Origin of the sequence: Achromobacter sp. ACM04, assembly GCF_014851465.1 — a bacterium.
In the GTDB taxonomy this organism is placed as follows: Bacteria; Pseudomonadota; Gammaproteobacteria; order Burkholderiales; family Burkholderiaceae_B; genus Achromobacter; species Achromobacter aegrifaciens.
The window spans coordinates 19,347-36,280 of record NZ_JACUZS010000007.1; the positions used below are offsets into that span (position 1 = coordinate 19,347).

General features: G+C 65.8%; 18 protein-coding genes and 1 pseudogene. 5 read left to right on the plus strand and 14 right to left on the minus strand.

Annotated features, from left to right (window positions below; genetic code table 11):
* Positions 1-13: 13 nt before the first annotated feature.
* The 3 genes from IB259_RS30110 to IB259_RS30120 form a co-directional block, all read right to left on the minus strand.
* Positions 14-733, minus strand: a complete 720-nt coding sequence (locus IB259_RS30110; RefSeq protein ID WP_054458575.1) for a response regulator transcription factor — start codon at positions 731-733, stop codon at positions 14-16.
* A gap of 215 nt (positions 734-948) precedes the next feature.
* Positions 949-2,436, minus strand: coding sequence for a YdiU family protein (locus IB259_RS30115; protein ID WP_175162506.1), 1,488 nt, complete (start codon positions 2,434-2,436; stop codon positions 949-951).
* Complete coding sequence (locus IB259_RS30120; protein ID WP_054458579.1) at positions 2,433-2,804, minus strand: DUF2069 domain-containing protein; 372 nt, start codon at positions 2,802-2,804, stop codon at positions 2,433-2,435. Before IB259_RS30120 ends, IB259_RS30115 begins: the two co-directional genes overlap by 4 nt.
* Before the next feature lie 17 nt (positions 2,805-2,821).
* Between IB259_RS30120 and IB259_RS30125 the strand changes: the two genes are divergently transcribed.
* Positions 2,822-4,135 (plus strand): YihY family inner membrane protein, encoded by a 1,314-nt coding sequence (locus IB259_RS30125; RefSeq protein WP_054458580.1) that lies wholly within the window; start codon positions 2,822-2,824, stop codon positions 4,133-4,135.
* A 38-nt stretch (positions 4,136-4,173) separates the two neighbouring features.
* Entirely contained in the window at positions 4,174-4,632 is a 459-nt protein-coding gene (locus IB259_RS30130) for a CBS domain-containing protein (protein WP_054458582.1), read from the plus strand.
* A 28-nt stretch (positions 4,633-4,660) separates the two neighbouring features.
* On the opposite strand, the gene dusA is transcribed toward IB259_RS30130, so the two are convergent.
* Positions 4,661-5,677: a tRNA dihydrouridine(20/20a) synthase DusA gene (dusA, locus tag IB259_RS30135; protein WP_192330988.1), complete on the minus strand. Its 1,017-nt coding sequence runs from the start codon at positions 5,675-5,677 to the stop codon at positions 4,661-4,663.
* 185 nt (positions 5,678-5,862) lie between these two features.
* Between dusA and IB259_RS30140 the strand changes: the two genes are divergently transcribed.
* Both IB259_RS30140 and IB259_RS31060 read left to right on the plus strand, forming a co-directional pair.
* Entirely contained in the window at positions 5,863-6,831 is a 969-nt protein-coding gene (locus IB259_RS30140) for a homoserine kinase (protein ID WP_119450729.1), read from the plus strand.
* Positions 6,832-6,897: 66 nt separating this feature from the next.
* On the plus strand, positions 6,898-7,701 hold the full coding sequence (locus IB259_RS31060) for a BPSS1780 family membrane protein (RefSeq protein ID WP_054458588.1): 804 nt from the start codon (positions 6,898-6,900) through the stop codon (positions 7,699-7,701).
* A gap of 9 nt (positions 7,702-7,710) precedes the next feature.
* Here the strand turns inward: IB259_RS31060 and IB259_RS31115 are convergent.
* A pseudogene (locus IB259_RS31115) lies at positions 7,711-7,818 on the minus strand (DUF192 domain-containing protein); the annotation flags it as partial.
* On the opposite strand from IB259_RS31115, the gene IB259_RS31070 reads away from it, so the two are divergent.
* On the plus strand, positions 7,787-7,933 hold the full coding sequence (locus IB259_RS31070) for a hypothetical protein (RefSeq protein ID WP_225589319.1): 147 nt from the start codon (positions 7,787-7,789) through the stop codon (positions 7,931-7,933). The pseudogene IB259_RS31115 and the gene IB259_RS31070 overlap by 32 nt on opposite strands.
* 7 nt (positions 7,934-7,940) lie before the next feature.
* Here IB259_RS31070 and IB259_RS30150 read toward each other — a convergent pair whose 3' ends face one another.
* The 9 genes from IB259_RS30150 to IB259_RS30190 are packed head-to-tail and all read right to left on the minus strand — an operon-like array spanning position 7,941 to position 16,656.
* A complete protein-coding gene (locus tag IB259_RS30150; RefSeq protein WP_192330990.1) occupies positions 7,941-8,813 on the minus strand; it encodes a type II secretion system F family protein in 873 nt (290 codons plus the stop codon).
* Positions 8,814-8,827: 14 nt separating this feature from the next.
* The gene (locus IB259_RS30155) at positions 8,828-9,673 is read right to left on the minus strand and encodes a type II secretion system F family protein (RefSeq protein ID WP_119450731.1); all 846 of its coding nucleotides are present in this window, start codon (positions 9,671-9,673) and stop codon (positions 8,828-8,830) included.
* The gene (locus IB259_RS30160) at positions 9,670-11,364 is read right to left on the minus strand and encodes an ATPase, T2SS/T4P/T4SS family (protein WP_192330992.1); all 1,695 of its coding nucleotides are present in this window, start codon (positions 11,362-11,364) and stop codon (positions 9,670-9,672) included. Before IB259_RS30160 ends, IB259_RS30155 begins: the two co-directional genes overlap by 4 nt.
* Positions 11,361-12,731 (minus strand): type II and III secretion system protein family protein, encoded by a 1,371-nt coding sequence (locus tag IB259_RS30165; RefSeq protein WP_175214373.1) that lies wholly within the window; start codon positions 12,729-12,731, stop codon positions 11,361-11,363. The genes IB259_RS30160 and IB259_RS30165 overlap by 4 nt, the downstream gene beginning before the upstream one ends.
* Positions 12,728-13,582 carry a Flp pilus assembly protein CpaB gene (gene cpaB, locus IB259_RS30170; protein ID WP_192330994.1) on the minus strand — a complete coding sequence of 285 codons (855 nt, stop codon included), beginning with the start codon at positions 13,580-13,582 and terminating at the stop codon, positions 12,728-12,730. The genes IB259_RS30165 and cpaB overlap by 4 nt, the downstream gene beginning before the upstream one ends.
* Positions 13,579-14,364 carry a hypothetical protein gene (locus IB259_RS30175; protein WP_175162531.1) on the minus strand — a complete coding sequence of 262 codons (786 nt, stop codon included), beginning with the start codon at positions 14,362-14,364 and terminating at the stop codon, positions 13,579-13,581. The genes cpaB and IB259_RS30175 overlap by 4 nt, the downstream gene beginning before the upstream one ends.
* A complete protein-coding gene (locus tag IB259_RS30180) occupies positions 14,361-14,978 on the minus strand; it encodes a pilus assembly protein (RefSeq protein ID WP_192330996.1) in 618 nt (205 codons plus the stop codon). Before IB259_RS30180 ends, IB259_RS30175 begins: the two co-directional genes overlap by 4 nt.
* A complete protein-coding gene (locus IB259_RS30185) occupies positions 14,975-16,393 on the minus strand; it encodes a pilus assembly protein TadG-related protein (protein WP_192330998.1) in 1,419 nt (472 codons plus the stop codon). Before IB259_RS30185 ends, IB259_RS30180 begins: the two co-directional genes overlap by 4 nt.
* Positions 16,390-16,656, minus strand: coding sequence for a hypothetical protein (locus IB259_RS30190; RefSeq protein WP_054458606.1), 267 nt, complete (start codon positions 16,654-16,656; stop codon positions 16,390-16,392). Before IB259_RS30190 ends, IB259_RS30185 begins: the two co-directional genes overlap by 4 nt.
* Between the last annotated feature and the right edge of the window lie 278 nt (positions 16,657-16,934).

Consider the following 16,934-nt stretch of genomic DNA (forward strand, 5'->3'; position numbering starts at 1 on the left):
GCCTCTGGCGGGTTCAGGCCGCGAACACGTAGCCCTGGCCGCGCACCGACAACACGGGGAGCTTCAGGCCCGCGCTTTGCGCCTTGGCGCGCAAACGGCTGACCAGCACGTCGATGCGGCGCAATTCAAAGCCGCCCGGGCTGTCCGGCAGGAACAACTCCGCCAGGACCTGACGGCTGACCGCGCTGCCGGCGGCATCCATCAGGGCAACCAGGAAGGTCCGTTCCTGGGCGCTCAGATGCAGCGAGGCGCCATCCGGCGCAACCAGGATCCAGCCCCCGTCCTGCAGGGACCACGAAGTGTCCGCGGTGGCGCGCGTTTCCGCATCCACCGGCCGAGGCGCCTTCGCAAGACGCATCCGACGAGCCAAACTACGGATGACGGAACTGAGTTCCAGCAGATCCACTGGCTTGGTCATGTAGACATCGGCGCCGCCTTCCAGGCCGCGCACCCGGTCTTCCAGCGCGCTGCGACCTGTCAGCATGACGATACCGACGGGGCTGAGGGCGCGCAGGCGGGTCGCCACGGAGAAACCGTCTTCACCGGGCAGGTGGGCGTCAAGAATGACGATGTCGCAGGGTTGTTCCTGCAACCGGCGATAAAACGCCGCGGCATTATCACAGGCGAATGCCACCCGGAAACCATAGCCACCCAAGCCTAACGCCAACTCCTCCCGGAAGTCGGCGTCATCCTCAAGCAGACCGATACACAGCAAACCATCTGCGCCAGCCATATTTAGAGTGCTTTATTTTGAAGATTATCGACAAATGCCCCGCGGACGCAGAGTCCCCGGGTATTCCGTTGGCGACAATCTTACGTCTTTTACAATGGAAACGAATGATTGCAATGAAAAAAACTGCGATATTCCTTGTCCAAATGGTTATTTTCCCGTAAATCGCGGGAAAACGGCTTTCGTAAATGTCCCGGTTGTTCGGCTGGCGGCCGGTTTCAAGACGAACAGCTGACCTCCAGGCTGCCCGCCCAATCCGGCGGCAAACCCGCATACCGCTCATATCCCGGCTGGGCCTCGTAGGGGTTGCGCAGCAACCTCATCAAGGTATCGATCTCGCTGGCATCGCCGGTTTTGGCCGCCCGAATCGCCTCTTCCGCCAGGTGATTGCGCAGCACGTATAGCGGATTCACGCGATTCATGCCCGCAGTTACATCCTGCATCGGCCGGCCGTCCTGCGCGTGCCGCGCCACCAAACGATCCAGCCAGGCTCCTGCCGCCGGCCGGTCGATGAACAGGTCCTCGAACGCGCTACGCTGGCCCGACAAGGCGTCGGCCAGGCGACGCCAGGTCAAGGTGAAGTCCGCCTGATTGGCGTCCATCAGCTTGAGCAGATCGTCCAGCAACGCTTCGTCGGCCGGTCGCCATGCGACCAGGCCCAGCTTGGCGCCCATGCGGTCATGGAAGGCACGCGTGAAGACCGGCTCAAATTCATCCAGGACTGCTCGCAGGCCTTCTACATCCTGCACCAGCGCGTGCAGGCTGCCACCCAGGCGATAAAGGTTCCAGAGGGCGACGGACGGCTGGCGGTTCCAGGAATAGCGCCCTTCCGAGTCCGAGTGATTACAGACATGGCCCAGCCGGAAACCGTCCATGAAACCGTAGGGGCCATAATCCAGCGTCAGCCCCAATATGGACATGTTGTCGGTATTCATCACGCCATGGCAGAAGCCCACCGCCTGCCAGTCCGCCATCAGCAGCGCCGTACGCCGGGTGACGGCGCGCAGCAGGTTGATATAGGGCATCACGTCATTCGAGGGCTCGCCCGTTCCCGCTTCCCGGCATTCCGGGTAATAACGGTCTATGACGTAATCCGCCAGCGTCTTCAGCATGTCGGGCTGGCGGCGCGACGACCAATGCTCGAAAGAGCCGAAGCGCACGAAACTGGGGGACATACGCGTCACAATTGCGGCTGTCTCCACCGTTTCCCGCATGACCGGGTCGTCGGACACCACCAGCGCCAGCGCCCGCGTCGTGGGCACGCCCAGCCCGTGCATGGCCTCGCTGGCCAGGTACTCGCGCACCGACGAGCGCAGCACCGCGCGGCCGTCGCCCATGCGCGAATACGGCGTCATGCCCGACCCCTTGAGCTGCAGCTCCCAATTGCCCTGCGGCCCCTCGACCTCGCCCAACAGATGGGCGCGGCCATCGCCCAACTGGCCGGCCCAGACGCCGAACTGATGGCCACTGTAGACCGCCGCCAGCGTATCGCCGCCTGGCAGCGGTTGGGCGCCGGAAAACACGCTCAGGAACTCGGGCGTGGACAGGGCCGACGGGTCCAGGCCGATCAGTTCCGCCGCTTCCGCATTGCCGTGCAGCAAGCGCGGATTATTCAAGGCCTGAGGCGCAAGCCGGGTGTAGAAGGCTGCGGGCAATGCCGCAAAGGAATTGACGACGCGCAGGTCGGACAACGTATGGGCGCTCATGCGCGTTGCCTCCTGGCAGCCCGTTTGGCAGGCCGCACGTAGAAAATGGCGCTAAGGAAGAAAATGGCCGACAGCAGGATCTCGCCCCAGGCCATCAACACGGATAGCGGAGCCGGATCCGACATGGCCCGCACCGCGCCCTCCATCAGGTAGAGCAGCGACAGCATCGAGGCCCACTGATAGGTATAAAGATTGCCGCGCAGGATGCCGCGCAGCGGAAACGCCAGCGGCAGGGCCTTGAGCAGCATCCAGGAACCGCCCGGCCGCAGCGGCGCCACCACGGTTTCCCAGGTGACGCAAAGCACGATCAGGGCGAACAGCGATACCGAGGCCAGCAGGCGCAAGCGGGGGTTGAGTTCAGGGTTCATGCTGCTATTATCGCCTGATGAATCGCCCCGCCGAGCCTGCCGCCGCGACGCCGGCGGCCACCGAGCACTCGACCTCGCGCTCTTCATGGATCGCGAGGGCCGGACGTGTTGTGCGCTTCAGCGCCGAACGCGCCAGCGAAGAGAAACTGCTGCAGGTCGCGTCCAGCCTCACCTTCACGACCGTCCTGGCCATCGTGCCGATGCTGGCCGTGGTCCTGTCGCTGTTTACTGCTTTTCCGGTATTCCAGGAATTCCGCGTCGCGCTCGAGGATTTCCTGACCAACAGCCTGATGCCGCCGTCCGTCTCGGACAACATCATGGATTACCTGAATCAGTTCGCGCGCCAGGCTTCACGCCTGACCGCCATCGGCGGCGTATTCCTGCTGATCACCTCGCTGTTGCTGATCATGACGATCGACAAGGCGTTCAACGACATCTGGCACGTGACGCGCCAACGCCCGCTGCGGCAGCGCGCGCTGGTGTACTGGGCCATCATCACGCTGGGCCCCGTCGTGGCCGGCGCCAGCCTTTGGGCGACTTCGTTCGTGGCGCGCGAATCGCTGGGCCTGGTGCGGGACGTGCCCGAAGCCGTCAGCGTTGCGGTGTCGTTCATCCCGCTGGTGTTGACCGCCCTGGGTTTTGCCACGCTGTTCGTCATGGTCCCGAACCGCGAGGTTCTCTGGCGCGATGCCCTGGTCGGGGGCTGCGTGACTGCGATCGTGCTGGAAATCATGAAGTCGGCCTTCGCCTACTACCTGACCCGCTTCCCCACCTACACCGTCATTTACGGCGCATTCGCCACCCTGCCCATCTTCCTGCTCTGGATCTACCTGTCATGGCTGGCCGTGCTGCTGGGAGCCATCCTGGCGTCCAGCGCGCCGCTGATCCGGCTGGGCCGCTGGGAAATCAACCGCTATCCGGGCGCGCCCTTCGTGGACGCCGTGGATGCGCTGCGCACGCTGCGCCAGGCGCAGACGGCCAATCCGCCCGGACTGCCCGCCAATCTGCTGGCCGCGCAATTGCGCCTGCACCAGGACGAACTGAACGAAGTCCTCGAAACCCTGGCTGAAATGGGCTTGGCGACGCGCAGCCCCGAAGGCCTCTGGGTTCTGACCTGCGACGCCCGGCAAACCTCGATGGAACCCGTGGTGGACCGTTTTCTGCTGGACCGCGGCCAGCCCAGGGTCCGCAATGACCCCGAGATATTGCGAGTCGCCTCGGCCGTGATTTCCCAGCAAAATGCGCCCACGCTGGAAGAAGTCTGCGGAGAAGCGCAAAATACCGAAAATGGAATCGCTCCCGTGCTGCAGCTGGAAGCGAAAAAGAATTAGCAAATAGCATTAGGGCGTAAACCGCCCAGGAGGAACCGATGTTGAAGGTCAGCGAGATTTTGCGCGTCAAGGGCGATACGCTCTATACGGCGTCGCCCGACATGCCTGTGTCCCAGGCCGTGCAAACAATGAGCGAGCAGGACATAGGCTCGCTGGTGATCATGGAATTCGGGACGCTGACCGGCATGCTCACGTTCCGCGAGATCATCCGCCACATGCATGCGCATGGCGGCGCCGGCGACACCACCATCCGTTCCATCATGGACGATGCCCCGGTCAGCGTGTCCCCCAACACCAGCGCCGACGAAGTGCAGCGCCTGATGCTCGAAAAGCACGCGCGCTACATTCCGGTCATGGACGGCCCCACCCTGATGGGCGTCATTTCGTTCTACGACATGGCCCAGGCCATCGTGGCGGCCCAGCAATTCGAAAACAACATGCTGAAGGCCTATATCCGCGATTGGCCCACGGAAAGCGCCGAACCGGCCAAGTCCTGAGCCCGCGGCCAGCTTGGCTGGCCCCTCGTCAAACCCCAGCCGGCGCCGCTTCGATCGCGGCGCCGCGCATATCCGGCGCATGCCGCTGGCTGCGCCAGGCATCGTAGATCAGTTCAGGGTTGTTCGCGGCCAGCAGGGCCGGATCGGACAGCATGCGGCGCCAGCGGCGCGCACCGGACTGGCCATTCACCAGCCCCAGCATGGGCCGCGTCATCACCCGCAGGGGCACGCCCCGCGCGACCTGCCGCGTCGCATATCCCATCATCGCGTCCACCACCTGCGCATCGCTGGGCAGCCGCAGCGACGGCCATAGCTGCAAGGACACCTCGGACAGCACTCGCGGCGTGTGCCAGGCAGCCCGGCCCAGCATGACACCGTCGAAATCGCCCGCGGCGCGCACGGACTGCTCGGCGTCGGCCAGACCGCCGTTGAGCACGAACGTGCAATCCGGGAAGTCGCGCTTCAATTGCTGCACCACGTCGTAGCGCAGCGGCGGAATCTCGCGGTTGTCCTTGGGCGTCAGGCCCTTGAGTACCGCATTGCGGGCATGGGCGATGAACACCCGGCAGCCGGTGTCGTAGATCTTGCCGACGAAATCGCGGACAAACGCGTAGGACTCGTCGTAATCCAGGCCAAGCCGGTGTTTGACGGTGACAGGGATATCCACGGCATCCTGCATGGCCTTCATGCAATCGGCCACCAGGGCGGGCTCCGCCATCAGGCAGGCGCCGAACGCGCCCTTCTGCACCCGTTCTGACGGGCAACCGCAATTCAGGTTGATCTCGTCGTAACCCCACTTTTTTCCCAGCCTGGCCGAATGCGCCAGGGCGTCGGGTTCGCTGCCGCCCAATTGCAAGGCCACGGGATGCTCGGCCTCGTCAAAGTCCAGGTGCCGCTCGACATTGCCGTGCAACAACGCGCCGGTGGTGATCATTTCCGTGTACAAGCGTGCGCGCGGCGCCAGCAGCCGGTGGAAATAACGGCAATGGCGGTCGGTCACATCGATCATGGGGGCGACGCACAGCCGCCAGTCGGGGGAGTCCAAGAATCACTCTACAAAACAAGGGGATGCGGTATTTTACGGTGCTTGGCGGCTTTGTGTCTGGCGGGCGGCCGTATCCGCTCCACCGCAAGTCGGACAGACTGGCCCGCCATGTGGTCTAAAATTGCGCCGCCGCAGCCGAAACCGGCATGCGCGCGCGCCCGTCAACCCCTAGATCCCGCACATCAATGGCCGTATTCACCCCTGTCTCCGAAGACGACGCTCGCGCCCTACTGGCGCATTTCGATCTGGGCGAGTTTGTCTCGCTTCGGGGGATTACGGCGGGTATCGAGAATACCAACTACTTCCTGTACACGACCCGCGGCGAATATGTGCTGACGCTGTTCGAGGTGCTGACGCAGGCCCAGTTGCCTTTCTATATCGAGCTGATGTACCACCTGGCCGAGCGCGGCATTCCCGTGCCCCGGCCCCAGACCCTGCGCGACGGCACTCGCCTGACGACCCTGCACGGCAAGCCCTGCGCCATCGTTTCACGCCTGCCCGGCGGCTACGAACCCGCTCCCGGCCCGGCGCATTGCGCCCTGGCCGGCGCCACGCTGGCCCGCGCCCACCTGGCCGGACGCGACTTTCCGCTGCACCAGCCCAACCTGCGCGGACTGTCCTGGTGGCTGGAAACGGCACCCAAGGTCATGCCCTTCCTGGAACCGGCACAGGCCCAACTGCTGTCGGCGGAGCTGGCCGACCAGCAGGCCGCCGCCGCAACGCCGGCCTGGCAGACATTGCAGACCGGCCCGGCCCACTGCGACCTGTTCCGGGACAACGTCCTGTTCGCCGGCACCTTCGAAGATCCGCTCATGGGCGGCATCATCGACTTCTACTTCGCCGGCTGCGACACCTGGCTGTTCGACGTGGCGGTGAGCGTCAATGACTGGTGCATCGAACGCGACACGGGTGAATTCGTGCCCGAACTGGTCGAGTCCTGGTTGGCAGCCTACGCGGCCGTGCGCCCGTTCACCGACGCGGAACGCGAGGTCTGGCCGCTGATGCTGCGGGCCGCCGCGCTGCGCTTCTGGATATCGCGCCTGTATGACTTTTTCCTGCCGCGGCCGGCTCAGACCCTGAAACCGCACGACCCCCGGCATTTCGAAAGAGTGTTGCAAGCGCGCCACCGCCCTGGCCTGCCAATATTGCCGTAACCGTTGCTCCCCCCATAATGGGGATAGCGCGTCCCTTTTTGAGAGATCTCCCCCCTTTAAAGAGCCATGCAAGCAGCATTCCTCCCCGCGACATCCGGCTGGCAATGGGTCCGAGACGGCTTCCGTCTGTTCCGCAAGCAACCTCTGGCCATGTTCACCTGGGCCATGGCCATCAGCCTTCTGGTCATCTTCGCCACCGCGACGCCGCCGGTCGGACCCATACTGGTGGTGGCGCTGATGCCCATCATCACGCTGATGACGCTATCGGCGTGCAAGCATGTCGAAGCCGACCGCATCATGCTGCCCTCGATGTGGGCCAAGCCGCTCAAGCAGCCTGGCGTATTCAGGAAACTGTTCCTGATGGGGCTGCTGTACGCGGCGCTCTGCATTGCGACCGGCCTGATCATCTTCCTGCCATTCACGGACGCGATGGTCGAGGGCATGCGCATAGCCTCCGTGGAAAAGTCCATGGAGCCCATCCTGTCCGCCATGGCCGTTCCGCTGACTTTGTTCGCGATCGTGTATGTCGTGATCGCCGCGCTGTTCTGGCACGCCCCCGTCCTGGTCGCCTGGCATGGGCTGCGCCTGGTCCAGGCGCTGTTCTTCTCCGGCATCGCCTGCTGGCGCAACAAGCTGCCGTTCCTGGTCTACGGCGCCACCTGGATCCTGGTGTTTCTTTTCATCGACCTGTGCGCCGGCCTTCTGGTCGCCATCGGCCTGTCGCCCCAGCTTGCCGGCACGCTGCAGATTCCCTTCAATATCGCCGCGGGTGGCGTGCTGTACTGCAGCTTCTATCCTGCCTATACCTCCGTATTCGGTATCGAGAACGCCGGCGCGCATCTCGACGACGGCAACGGCGCCCAGGCATGACGCCACGCGGCAGGGCGCCAGCGCCCTGCGCACCGCAAGCACCCTTCCCTGCCGCGATATGAATGCCACGTCGATGGCATAGCGCATGCCAAAGGTATGCACCGCGGCGCAATGCATCAGCAAGATGCCGGACCGCGGCCCCGGCGGCTTGCGTCCCAGCAAGCCGCGCGCGCGGCCGCAGCAGCTGGCGACCTTGAGTAGCCTGAGTCCGCCGCGCCGCGCCGATGGCTGACCGCCAGTCATTGCACGCTCTGCAGCAATTGCACCATGACCGGAAAGGCCAGCACGATGAACGTGCAGGGGAAGATGCAGCCGATCAGCGGCAGCAGCATCTTCACCGGAGCCTGCATCGCCAGCTGTTCCGCACGCACGTGACGATCGCTGCGGGCTTGCGCCGCCTGTGCCCGCAATACTGGACCCAGGCTTATCCCGAGCCCTTCGGCCTGCGCCAGGGCGGCCGCCCAGTTACGCGCAAGCGGGCTATTGCTGCGTTCCGCCAAGGCCTTGATCGCGGCGGTCCTGGAAACCCCCGCACGCATCTCTGCCAGCGCGTCAGCCAGGGCATCTCGCAGTATGCCCGCCGGTCCGCTCTGGGCGGCCATCTGCAATGCCCCATGCACGCTCAGCCCCGCTTCCACACACAAGGTCATCATGTCGAACACGAAAGGCAGGTCGCGTTCGATGCTGCGCCGCCGGTTGCTGCTCAAATTGCGCAACCAAAGCCCCGGCGCGGCGCCTGCCGCCAGCGCTGACGCTACCATCCAGGGAATCCATTCCCAGGACTGCGCCTGCGCCAAGACGATGGCGACCGCCGCAGTCAACCCGCCGGCAGCCATGGCTGCACTCCAACACAGCGCCGCGACATGCGCGTAGCTGATGCCGGCAGGCAGCGCCGCCCGCTCGATGGCGCGAGTCAGCCGTATGCGCCAACGCCAGGAACATAAAGGCCCAGCCACGGGCGCCACCGCGGAAATCCAGGGCCAGGCCGCTCGCCACCACCACGGCAAGGCGGACGACGCACCCTCGCTGTCCAGCAGCAATGGCTTAAAAACCACCCATGCCAACCATCCCGCAGCCAGGGCGGCCGTCAACAGGCTCAAGTACAGCCACATCGCATCCGCTCCCGTCAGATATCGATCCGGACAATGCGCCGGATCAGCAGCATGCCCGCGGTCTCCAGTACCGCCACGATCGCCAACACGCCCCAACCCACGGGCGTATGCCACAGCAGGCCCATGATTTCCGGCTCCAGCCGGTCCAGCACGGCAAGCAGCAGCAAAGGCAAAGCGCCCACGATCCAGGCCTGCATACGTCCCTGCGAAGTCAGCGCCAGCAGCTTCGCCTGCAACTGCAGGCGGGCGCGCAGGGTCTGCGCGATGCTTTCCAGCGCCTCTGCCAGGTTGCCTCCCGTCTGCGCCGCAATGCGCATGGCTGCTACGACGAGCGCGGTCGAATCGGCCGGCATGCGGCCACGCAGGTTTTCAAGCGCGCCGTCCCATGGCACGCCCATGCGCTGCTCGCGCAACATCAGGCCGAACTCCTGGGCCAAGGGCGCGCTGCTCTGCTCGACGACGTGGCGCAGGCCGGTGGTCAATGCCACGCCAGCGCGCAGGGCGGAGGCGAGCATCAACAGCGCCATCGGCAGTTGCTGCTCGAACCGCCGGGCACGGCGCCGCCGCAACCCATTCACCAGCGTCCTGGGCAGGCGCGAGGCAAGCGCCGCGGCCAAGGCGGCGACAAAGCCGCTGCCCGTCGCAGCAAAGGCCAAGGCCGCCGCCATCGCCGCGCAAGCCACCGCGCCAGCCCACAATTGGGCGGGGTCTATGAATAAGAACACCTCGCTCAGACGCAGGCCCGCCTCCTGGGTGTAGACCTCGCGGTAGCGGCGCAGCGCTGGCGCAAACCAGTGTTGGGCACGCCACGCCAGCAGCAGCACGCATACCATGGCGGCTCCCGCAGATAGCCAGATCATGTCGCTCCTTGCGCAAAGACGGTGGTCCCCGGCGCCGCCTGCTCGGTGTTGGAGAACCAGGCGGGATCGAAGGCCTCCTCGGCCTGCGTCCATTCGCGCGCAAAGCCGGGCAAGGCGCCGCAGCCCGTGAAGCCGCCCATGCGGTCGTAGCGGAACAGATCCTGCAGCTGTATGCGTCCGCTTTCCATGCCCGTAATCTCCGCTATCGACGTCACGACGCGACGCCCGTCGCCCAGCCTCGCCTGCTGCACCAAGATATCCACGCTGGCCGCGATATGCTCGCGCACGGCGGCCAGAGGCAGATCGAGCCCGGCCATCAGGATCATCGATTCCAGCCGCCCCAGCGCGTCGCGTGGCGAGTTGGCATGCAGCGTCGTCAGGGAGCCTTCGTGCCCGGTGTTCATGGCGGTCAACATGTCGAATGCCTCCGCCCCGCGGCACTCGCCCACGACGATCCGGTCTGGCCGCATGCGCAGCGCGTTGCGCACGAGTTCGCGGATGTCGATGCGCCCTCGCCCCTCCTGGTTGGCCGGACGCGCCTCCAGCGCCACCAGATGATCATGGTTCAGGCGCAGCTCCGCCGCATCTTCGATGGTGACCACGCGCTCGCCGTCGGGAATCTCGTTGGACAGGATGTTGAGCAACGTGGTCTTGCCCGCCCCGGTCCCTCCAGATACCACCAGATTCCTGCGCATCCTCACGCAGAGCGCCAGGAATTGCGCCATGGCGCCGCTCAGCGTCCCCGCAGCGATCAGATCGGACATTCCGGGGCGCCGCTGTGGAAATTTGCGTATGGTCAGGCTGGCGCCCCTAAGGGCCACCGGCGGAATGATGGCGTGCACCCGGGACCCGTCGGCCAGGCGCGCATCCACCATCGGAGAACTTTCATCGATGCGTCGCCCCAAGGGTGTGACGATGCGCTCTATGACCCAACGCAGCGATTGCTCGCTGGTAAAGGCCGCCTGATGGCGCGACAGGCGGCCGGCGCGTTCGACATAGATCTCGTCGTGGCGATTGACCATGATCTCCGTGATGTCGGCAGCGGCGAGCAAGGGCTCCAGCGGCCCCAGGCCGACGGCCTCGTCAAGCACCTCGCGGCAAAGCACAGCCCGGTCCACCCCCGGCGGCAAGTCGGTGTCCGTGGCGACGATATGCGTCAGCAGCCGTTCGGCCTCGGCGCGCAGCATGCTGTCGCTCATGCCCGCCACGTCGCGGCGGCGCAGATCCAGCGCCGCCAGCAGCGCCGCGTGCAGCCGCCGGCGCTCCTGCAGCGGATGTGGCAGTGGCAGAACCGGCACTGGCGTCGCCGGCGCGGGCAGCATCGGCGGTTCCTGCACGGCAGCCATGTCGCGGGCGACGCTTTCAGCCGCCGCACCGTCCGCCCCACCGTTGCGCTCCGGGATGTCCGCCAGCGACACCCGCAGCCGGCAGGGCCCGATCAGTATTTCGTCGTCGGGCAACACCGGGGCGTGGCGCACGACCCTCGCGCCGTTCACGAGGGTTCCGCCCAACGTACCCAGGTCTTCGAGCACGATCCCCGCCGCTTCGCGCAACAAGCGGGCGTGCTGGCGCCCCACTCTCCAGTTCACGATGCGCACCCCGCAATGCGCGCCCCTTCCTATCAACGCGGGAACAGCCACCGTGGATCTGTGCACGGAGGCGTCTTCAAACATCATTTCCACGTCGATCATGGCCGAGTTTCCGAAGAAGGAATCGGCGCGCCGTCTTGCGGCGAGCCCCACTGCGAACCGGTGCCGGCGTGGGCATCCCACCCTGCCGCGGCAGGCACGGCGGTGCCCAGGCGGGGCGGCACAGGAAAAGCCGCTTCGAGTACGCCACGTCCCCGCCGCACGCGGTCCGCCATGGCGGGCTCGGCCTGCGTAATCAGTTTGGGCGTCACGAATATGGCAAGTTCGGTTTCCCGCAATTGATAGCGCCGGGACGAAAACAAGGCCCCCAGAACCGGGATGTCTTTCAGCCATGGCAGGCCATCGCTGGTCTCGTCCCGCTCGCGCGACAGGAAGCCGCCGATGACCAGCGTATCGCCGGACCGCACGTTGAATTCGGTGGATGCGCGGCGCGTGCGTAGCGCCGGTCCGCCCGGCACGCTCAGCGCGTTGTCCACCGAACTCGCCTCTACCTCGATCAAGGATCGGATGATCCCGTTGCGATCGATGCGAGGGGTGATCCTGAGCATGACGCCATAGGGCTTGAACATCGTGGTCGCGTTGCCGCGCGTGTCGGTCGACGAGTAAGGAACCTCTCCGCCGGCCAGGAAGGTGGCGCTGGCGCCGCTGCGCGCGAGCAATTGAGGTTGGGCCAGCATGACGGCCTCGCCGCTTTGCGCCAGCATCGCGATCCGGGACGACAACAGCGCATTGACGCCGAAGTAGCCAGCCGCCGAAGAGACCGGGCCCACCGTTTCTATGATCCCTTCGCCTGGACGGTTCATGCGCCCCCTGGACCCCGCATCCCAGGCCAGGCCGGCGTTGATGCCGCCTTGCGACAGCCCGTCCCAGCGCACGCCCAGATCCCTCAGCCTTGAGGTGGGGATCTCCACGACCTGAACGTCCAGCTGCACCATGCGGTCCCAACCCACTTGGCCGGTAAAGTCCAGCACTGCGGGATAGCGGTCCGCCAGGGCCGTGATGCGCAATCGGTCATCGTCGGAAAGATCGTCGCCCTCGATCAGGATGCGACCGCCCACCTCAGTACTGCGCGCGCCGGGGATGCGGGCAAGCAAGGCCTCGACCTCTGCTCGCAGACGCGGCGCGCCGGCCGGCACGACCCTCAGTTCATAGGCCTTGACGCGCCCGGCGTTTGCCCAGATGTGCAGTGACGAAACACCCTCGGCGCGGGCAAAGACCACAACCTCGCGCCCTTCGGCCTCGATGGCGCCCACGACCTGGCCGTTGCCTATCGCCACGCGCTTGACCCCGGGGTGCGACAGAATCCGCGTTTCACCCACCTGAAGTTCAATCACCTCATCCTCCGCCCGCGCTGCGGGATTGGCCAACCAGAACACGCAGGCAAACATGCTGATGACGACGCGTCTCATGGCCGCCCCCGTTGAAGTCGAGCCGGGCCTGCACTTTCCACATCCATTGCTCCTGTGCCTGCCGAGGGGTCCAGCCTGTCTCCGTACAGGATGGCCACACCCGGCGCATTCCGGGGTTCCAGGTCCAATCCGATCAGGGTGGCAAGGTCGCCCTGCGCGGCGCCGCTGACCATTGCGGCATCATCGCGATGGCGCAACATCGCGGTCAGCGCCCCGCTCTGCCGCGCCGCCACGAATCGCATTGCCTCATCTGGCGTCGCTGCCAAGGTGATATTGCCGCCCTTGGTTTCGCCCTCGGCGTCGCCTCCCACCATCAGCACGCGCATGCCTTGCAGGAGGGGCACCGTCATCTCCCGCTGCCGATGCGAAAAACTCACATAGATGTCGATGGCATCGCCTACGCGCAGGACTTCCGCCAGGCCGCCCAGGTCCGTCGCCGCCACGGTCAATGCGCGTTGCCCGCTGCGCAAGCGGGACGCCAAGGCCGGGGCCGGAGGACTGAATGTCAGATGCCCCCGCAGCAAGGGCTCACCATTGGCGACATCGGCCAGTAAGGTGGCGCCAAGCAAACTTGCAAGATCCAGGGGATCGATGCTGGCCCGGGACACCCAAAGCTGCGGAATCTCGCGCACTGCCAGGTGCACCTCTTCGAGTTGCGTGCCAGCAGGCAGGTCGTACGCCGCGACCAGCCGGCTGACCATCGGCGTGCGCGCCTCTGCCTCCAGCGCCTGGACCCGCTGCTGCACGTGTTCCCGCACCGCCCACGCGGATACCAGACCCGCAATCAGTGCTATGGCATACACGCCCATTCGGCGCAGACGCGGCGCTACATGGGTGATCCAGTTCGTCATGGCACTCTTCCGCTGACCAGAAGGCCGGTGCCACCGTCCAGCGGCACCAGCGACAGCCGCATGCGGGAGCCGGAGCGGACCCACCAGTGCGCCGAATCCTCGGAGACGGGCATGCGACGCCAGCCGTTCCGGAGCAGGTGCTGCTCCAGCTGCGCAGCCAACTGCCCCGGAGGCAAGGCGTATTGCCAGATCCGCTCGGAAACGCGTACGCCGTCCTCCATCAAGGCGATGTCCAACCTGAGGCGGCCGCCGGCGGGCAGCCAGGCAGGCGAAGCGCTTTCAGGCACGGCCAGAAGGCTGACGGCTGAAATGCTTCCGGCTGTCCGACGGGAGCCCAGGCCTTCCAGCTGGATGACCCATTGCTCCTGCCCCACCTTACCCGACAGAATCGCCTGACCTGACAACACGTTGAGATTGACCAGGGCGGGCTGCTGGGCAGACAGGTAACGGATCAGCTCCGCCGTACTGAGCGGCGCATCGAACACCAGCACACGCGCCGGGATTCCATGCAACCAGATGCTTTCCCCTAACAATCCGCGACGCGAACCTGCGGGCAGACGCAAGGCCTCCAGCGCGGTAACGCCTGGCCTGCTCCCGCCGGCCTCCCCGCCGCTCGTCACGAGATGCTGAGCTGCGGCGACATTGCGCCACCCTACGGCCGCAACAGCCACGGCGCCGGCCATCAACAGACGCAGCGTCTTTGTCATAGCCACGGTTCGCCAGCCGTCTTCCCGTGATGGGGCAAAACCCGCAAGGGGCGCCGAAAAGCGCAGGCCGATCATTTGCCCGCCCCCTTGCGGCTGGCAAGCCGCTCCCCAGGCACCACATCCGCCCATTCAGACAACCAGTCCAGCGACAGGCCGGGCCTGCGCCAGGGTCCGTCCAGGTGATCGACAACAGGCTTCAAGCGTCGGGCCTCGGCCACCGAGGCGCGTTCCGCCCTGTGCCAGGACGTAGGCGCCCGGCCGATCCGGCGCTGCGCGTCGGCATCGCCGTCCGCATAGCCGGCGCCGCTTGCCACATGCGTGCGGCGGGCGATGCGCAACCAGGCCGCGCTGTCCCGATCGAATCGCGCAGCGCTTGCCGTCACCGACAGCAGTCGCAGATCCGCGCCAAACCATTCGGCCTGCAAGGCGTTGACCTGCGCGGGTGCGATACCCGATAAGGTGCTGGCCTTGCCCGAGAGCGCCATGCCGCCCGACGCGGGCAAATTCCGCATGGGTTGTCCCAGGGCGCCTGCCATTGCGGTCTTGCGGCTGGCCTGCGCCATTTCCTGCGCTGCGAATTGCAATCCGCCAATCCAGGACGCCGCCCATAGCAGCAGGGCCAGCAGGGGCAGCATCAGCAATGCTTCGACCAGAGCCTGCCCCTGCTGCCGCACGAGGATCGGGTTCATGGCGCCCGCCTTGCCTGCGCGGCCTCGGCGGCGCTGACGGCGGACAAGCGCGCCTGCCAATAGGGGCGAAATAGCGTGGCCAGTTCATTCCGGCCATCGGCCCGGTGTTCCGGGCGCGCAAAATAGGTTTCCGCCGCGGAAGTGACGGTGACGGCGTCTTCCGGTCCCAGTGCGGCATAGCGGAACGCCCCCAAGGGTGTCCGGACTGCGCTGTCGCCATCCGTGGTTTTCAAGGATGCGCCGGCAAGCCGGACGGTCACCGCGAAACGCAGGGGATCGCCGCTGCGTGGCAAGGCGATGTCGCGATAGGCTGGCAGGCCCCGCCCCGGCCAGCGCTGAGCGGCAGCCATGGCGTACGAATTGGCCATGGGATTGGTGAAGCCGTCGAGCAGATCCCAGTTGGTCGACTGCTCCACCCAGCGCCAGAAATCCTGTTCGGAAAAATCGAGCGGTGGCTCTTCCACGTACTCCAGGCCTTCGGGCGCCTTGATCTTCTGGCCTTGCGCCGTGCCCCAGCCCACGGCGTACTCGCGGAAGTAGCAGCCCCTCCAGCGGTTGAAGCGCAGCGCATGGTAGGACTGGGTATCAAGAGCGCCCCAACGTCCATCCGGCCCCAACCAGGTGGAACCGCGGCGCCGCAACTCGTGGCGATGCAAAGGGCACAGCGGATGGACCATCCACGGATTGCGGCGCGTGACGTTGCGGCGGTGGAGAAACCCGTACCGTTCCGCCGCTTGTTCGACAGCGGGCCGCAACCCCGCCTCGCGCGTGGCCAGGCGACGCCCCACGTATCCGGGCCAGCCATCGGTCAGCAGCCGCAGGCTCAGGCCCCGGACATGCGCGGCATCGCCATCGGGCAACGGAGCATCGTCCGACAGATTGGCGGACAGCACTTTCTTCATGATGCGTTCGCGCGAAGCCGCCAAGCCTGAAACAGCGGACGCCGCGGCTGCTTCCAGAACCTGGTGGACCACTCTGTCGTGCTCGCCAAACGCCGACGCGAGCCTCTGCTCGGCGTCGGGCACTGCCCGCACAGTTTGGTAGGCTGCCCCCACATCGGGGCCGAACAACATGGCGATCAGCCCGGCGGGCGGATTGCGGCGGTCGCGCTGCGATTGCATGGTGCGGGCGTACTGCGCCGAGGCAGCCAGCGTGACCAGATGCGCCATGGCGACCTGATGCGCGATCTGTGTGCGGTTGATGTAGGCCAGGGCATTGAGCGCGCGCGCTTGCTCCAGCGCGCCGCTGTAGGCGGCCGCGTCCGCGGCATGCGTCAGCCGCTGCCGCGCTCCCACGGTTTGCCCCAGGTTGTACAGCACGACCAGGGATATGCCTCCCACCGCCGCCATCAACAGACCCAGCACCAGCGCCTGGCCGCGCTGTTGAGCAAGCGGTGCGCAAGAACGCGCGTTCACTTCGCGTCCGTGGCATTGCCGGTGAAGGACTTGAGCGAACGGGCCTTGGTCTGCGCCGCCGCTTTTTGCGCCGCCTGTTGTGCCGCGCGGCTCTGCGCACCGCCGTCTTCGCCGGCAAGTTCACGCGCCATGGCGGCGGTCTGCGATCGCACCACCTGGCCGAAATACTGGTACACCGCGATGGCCGCCACCGCGACCAAGGCCACGACCACCACGTATTCCGTCATACCCTGTCCCGACTGACGCTTCCGCAACCCTGACATATCCGTTCTCCGGCACTGTGAAGACAGGCTTCAGTGTCGGCGTCTGCCCCCGGCCTCGCCATTCGCGGATGCCGAGGCGGATAAAGTGATCACGGGTCCGTTGACAGTTCACGGGCGGCGGCAGCCCGCCCAGGCTGGCCACCGCGCAAAACGGCATGAATCTTGTAACCCTTTAATATTCAAGGGTTTTCCCTATTGTTCGACCTATGGCTCAGCAGTAGATTTGAGTTGCCGGGCTGTCTGACACCCATCGCGTGCGAAGCCGGGCAGGAGCGCCT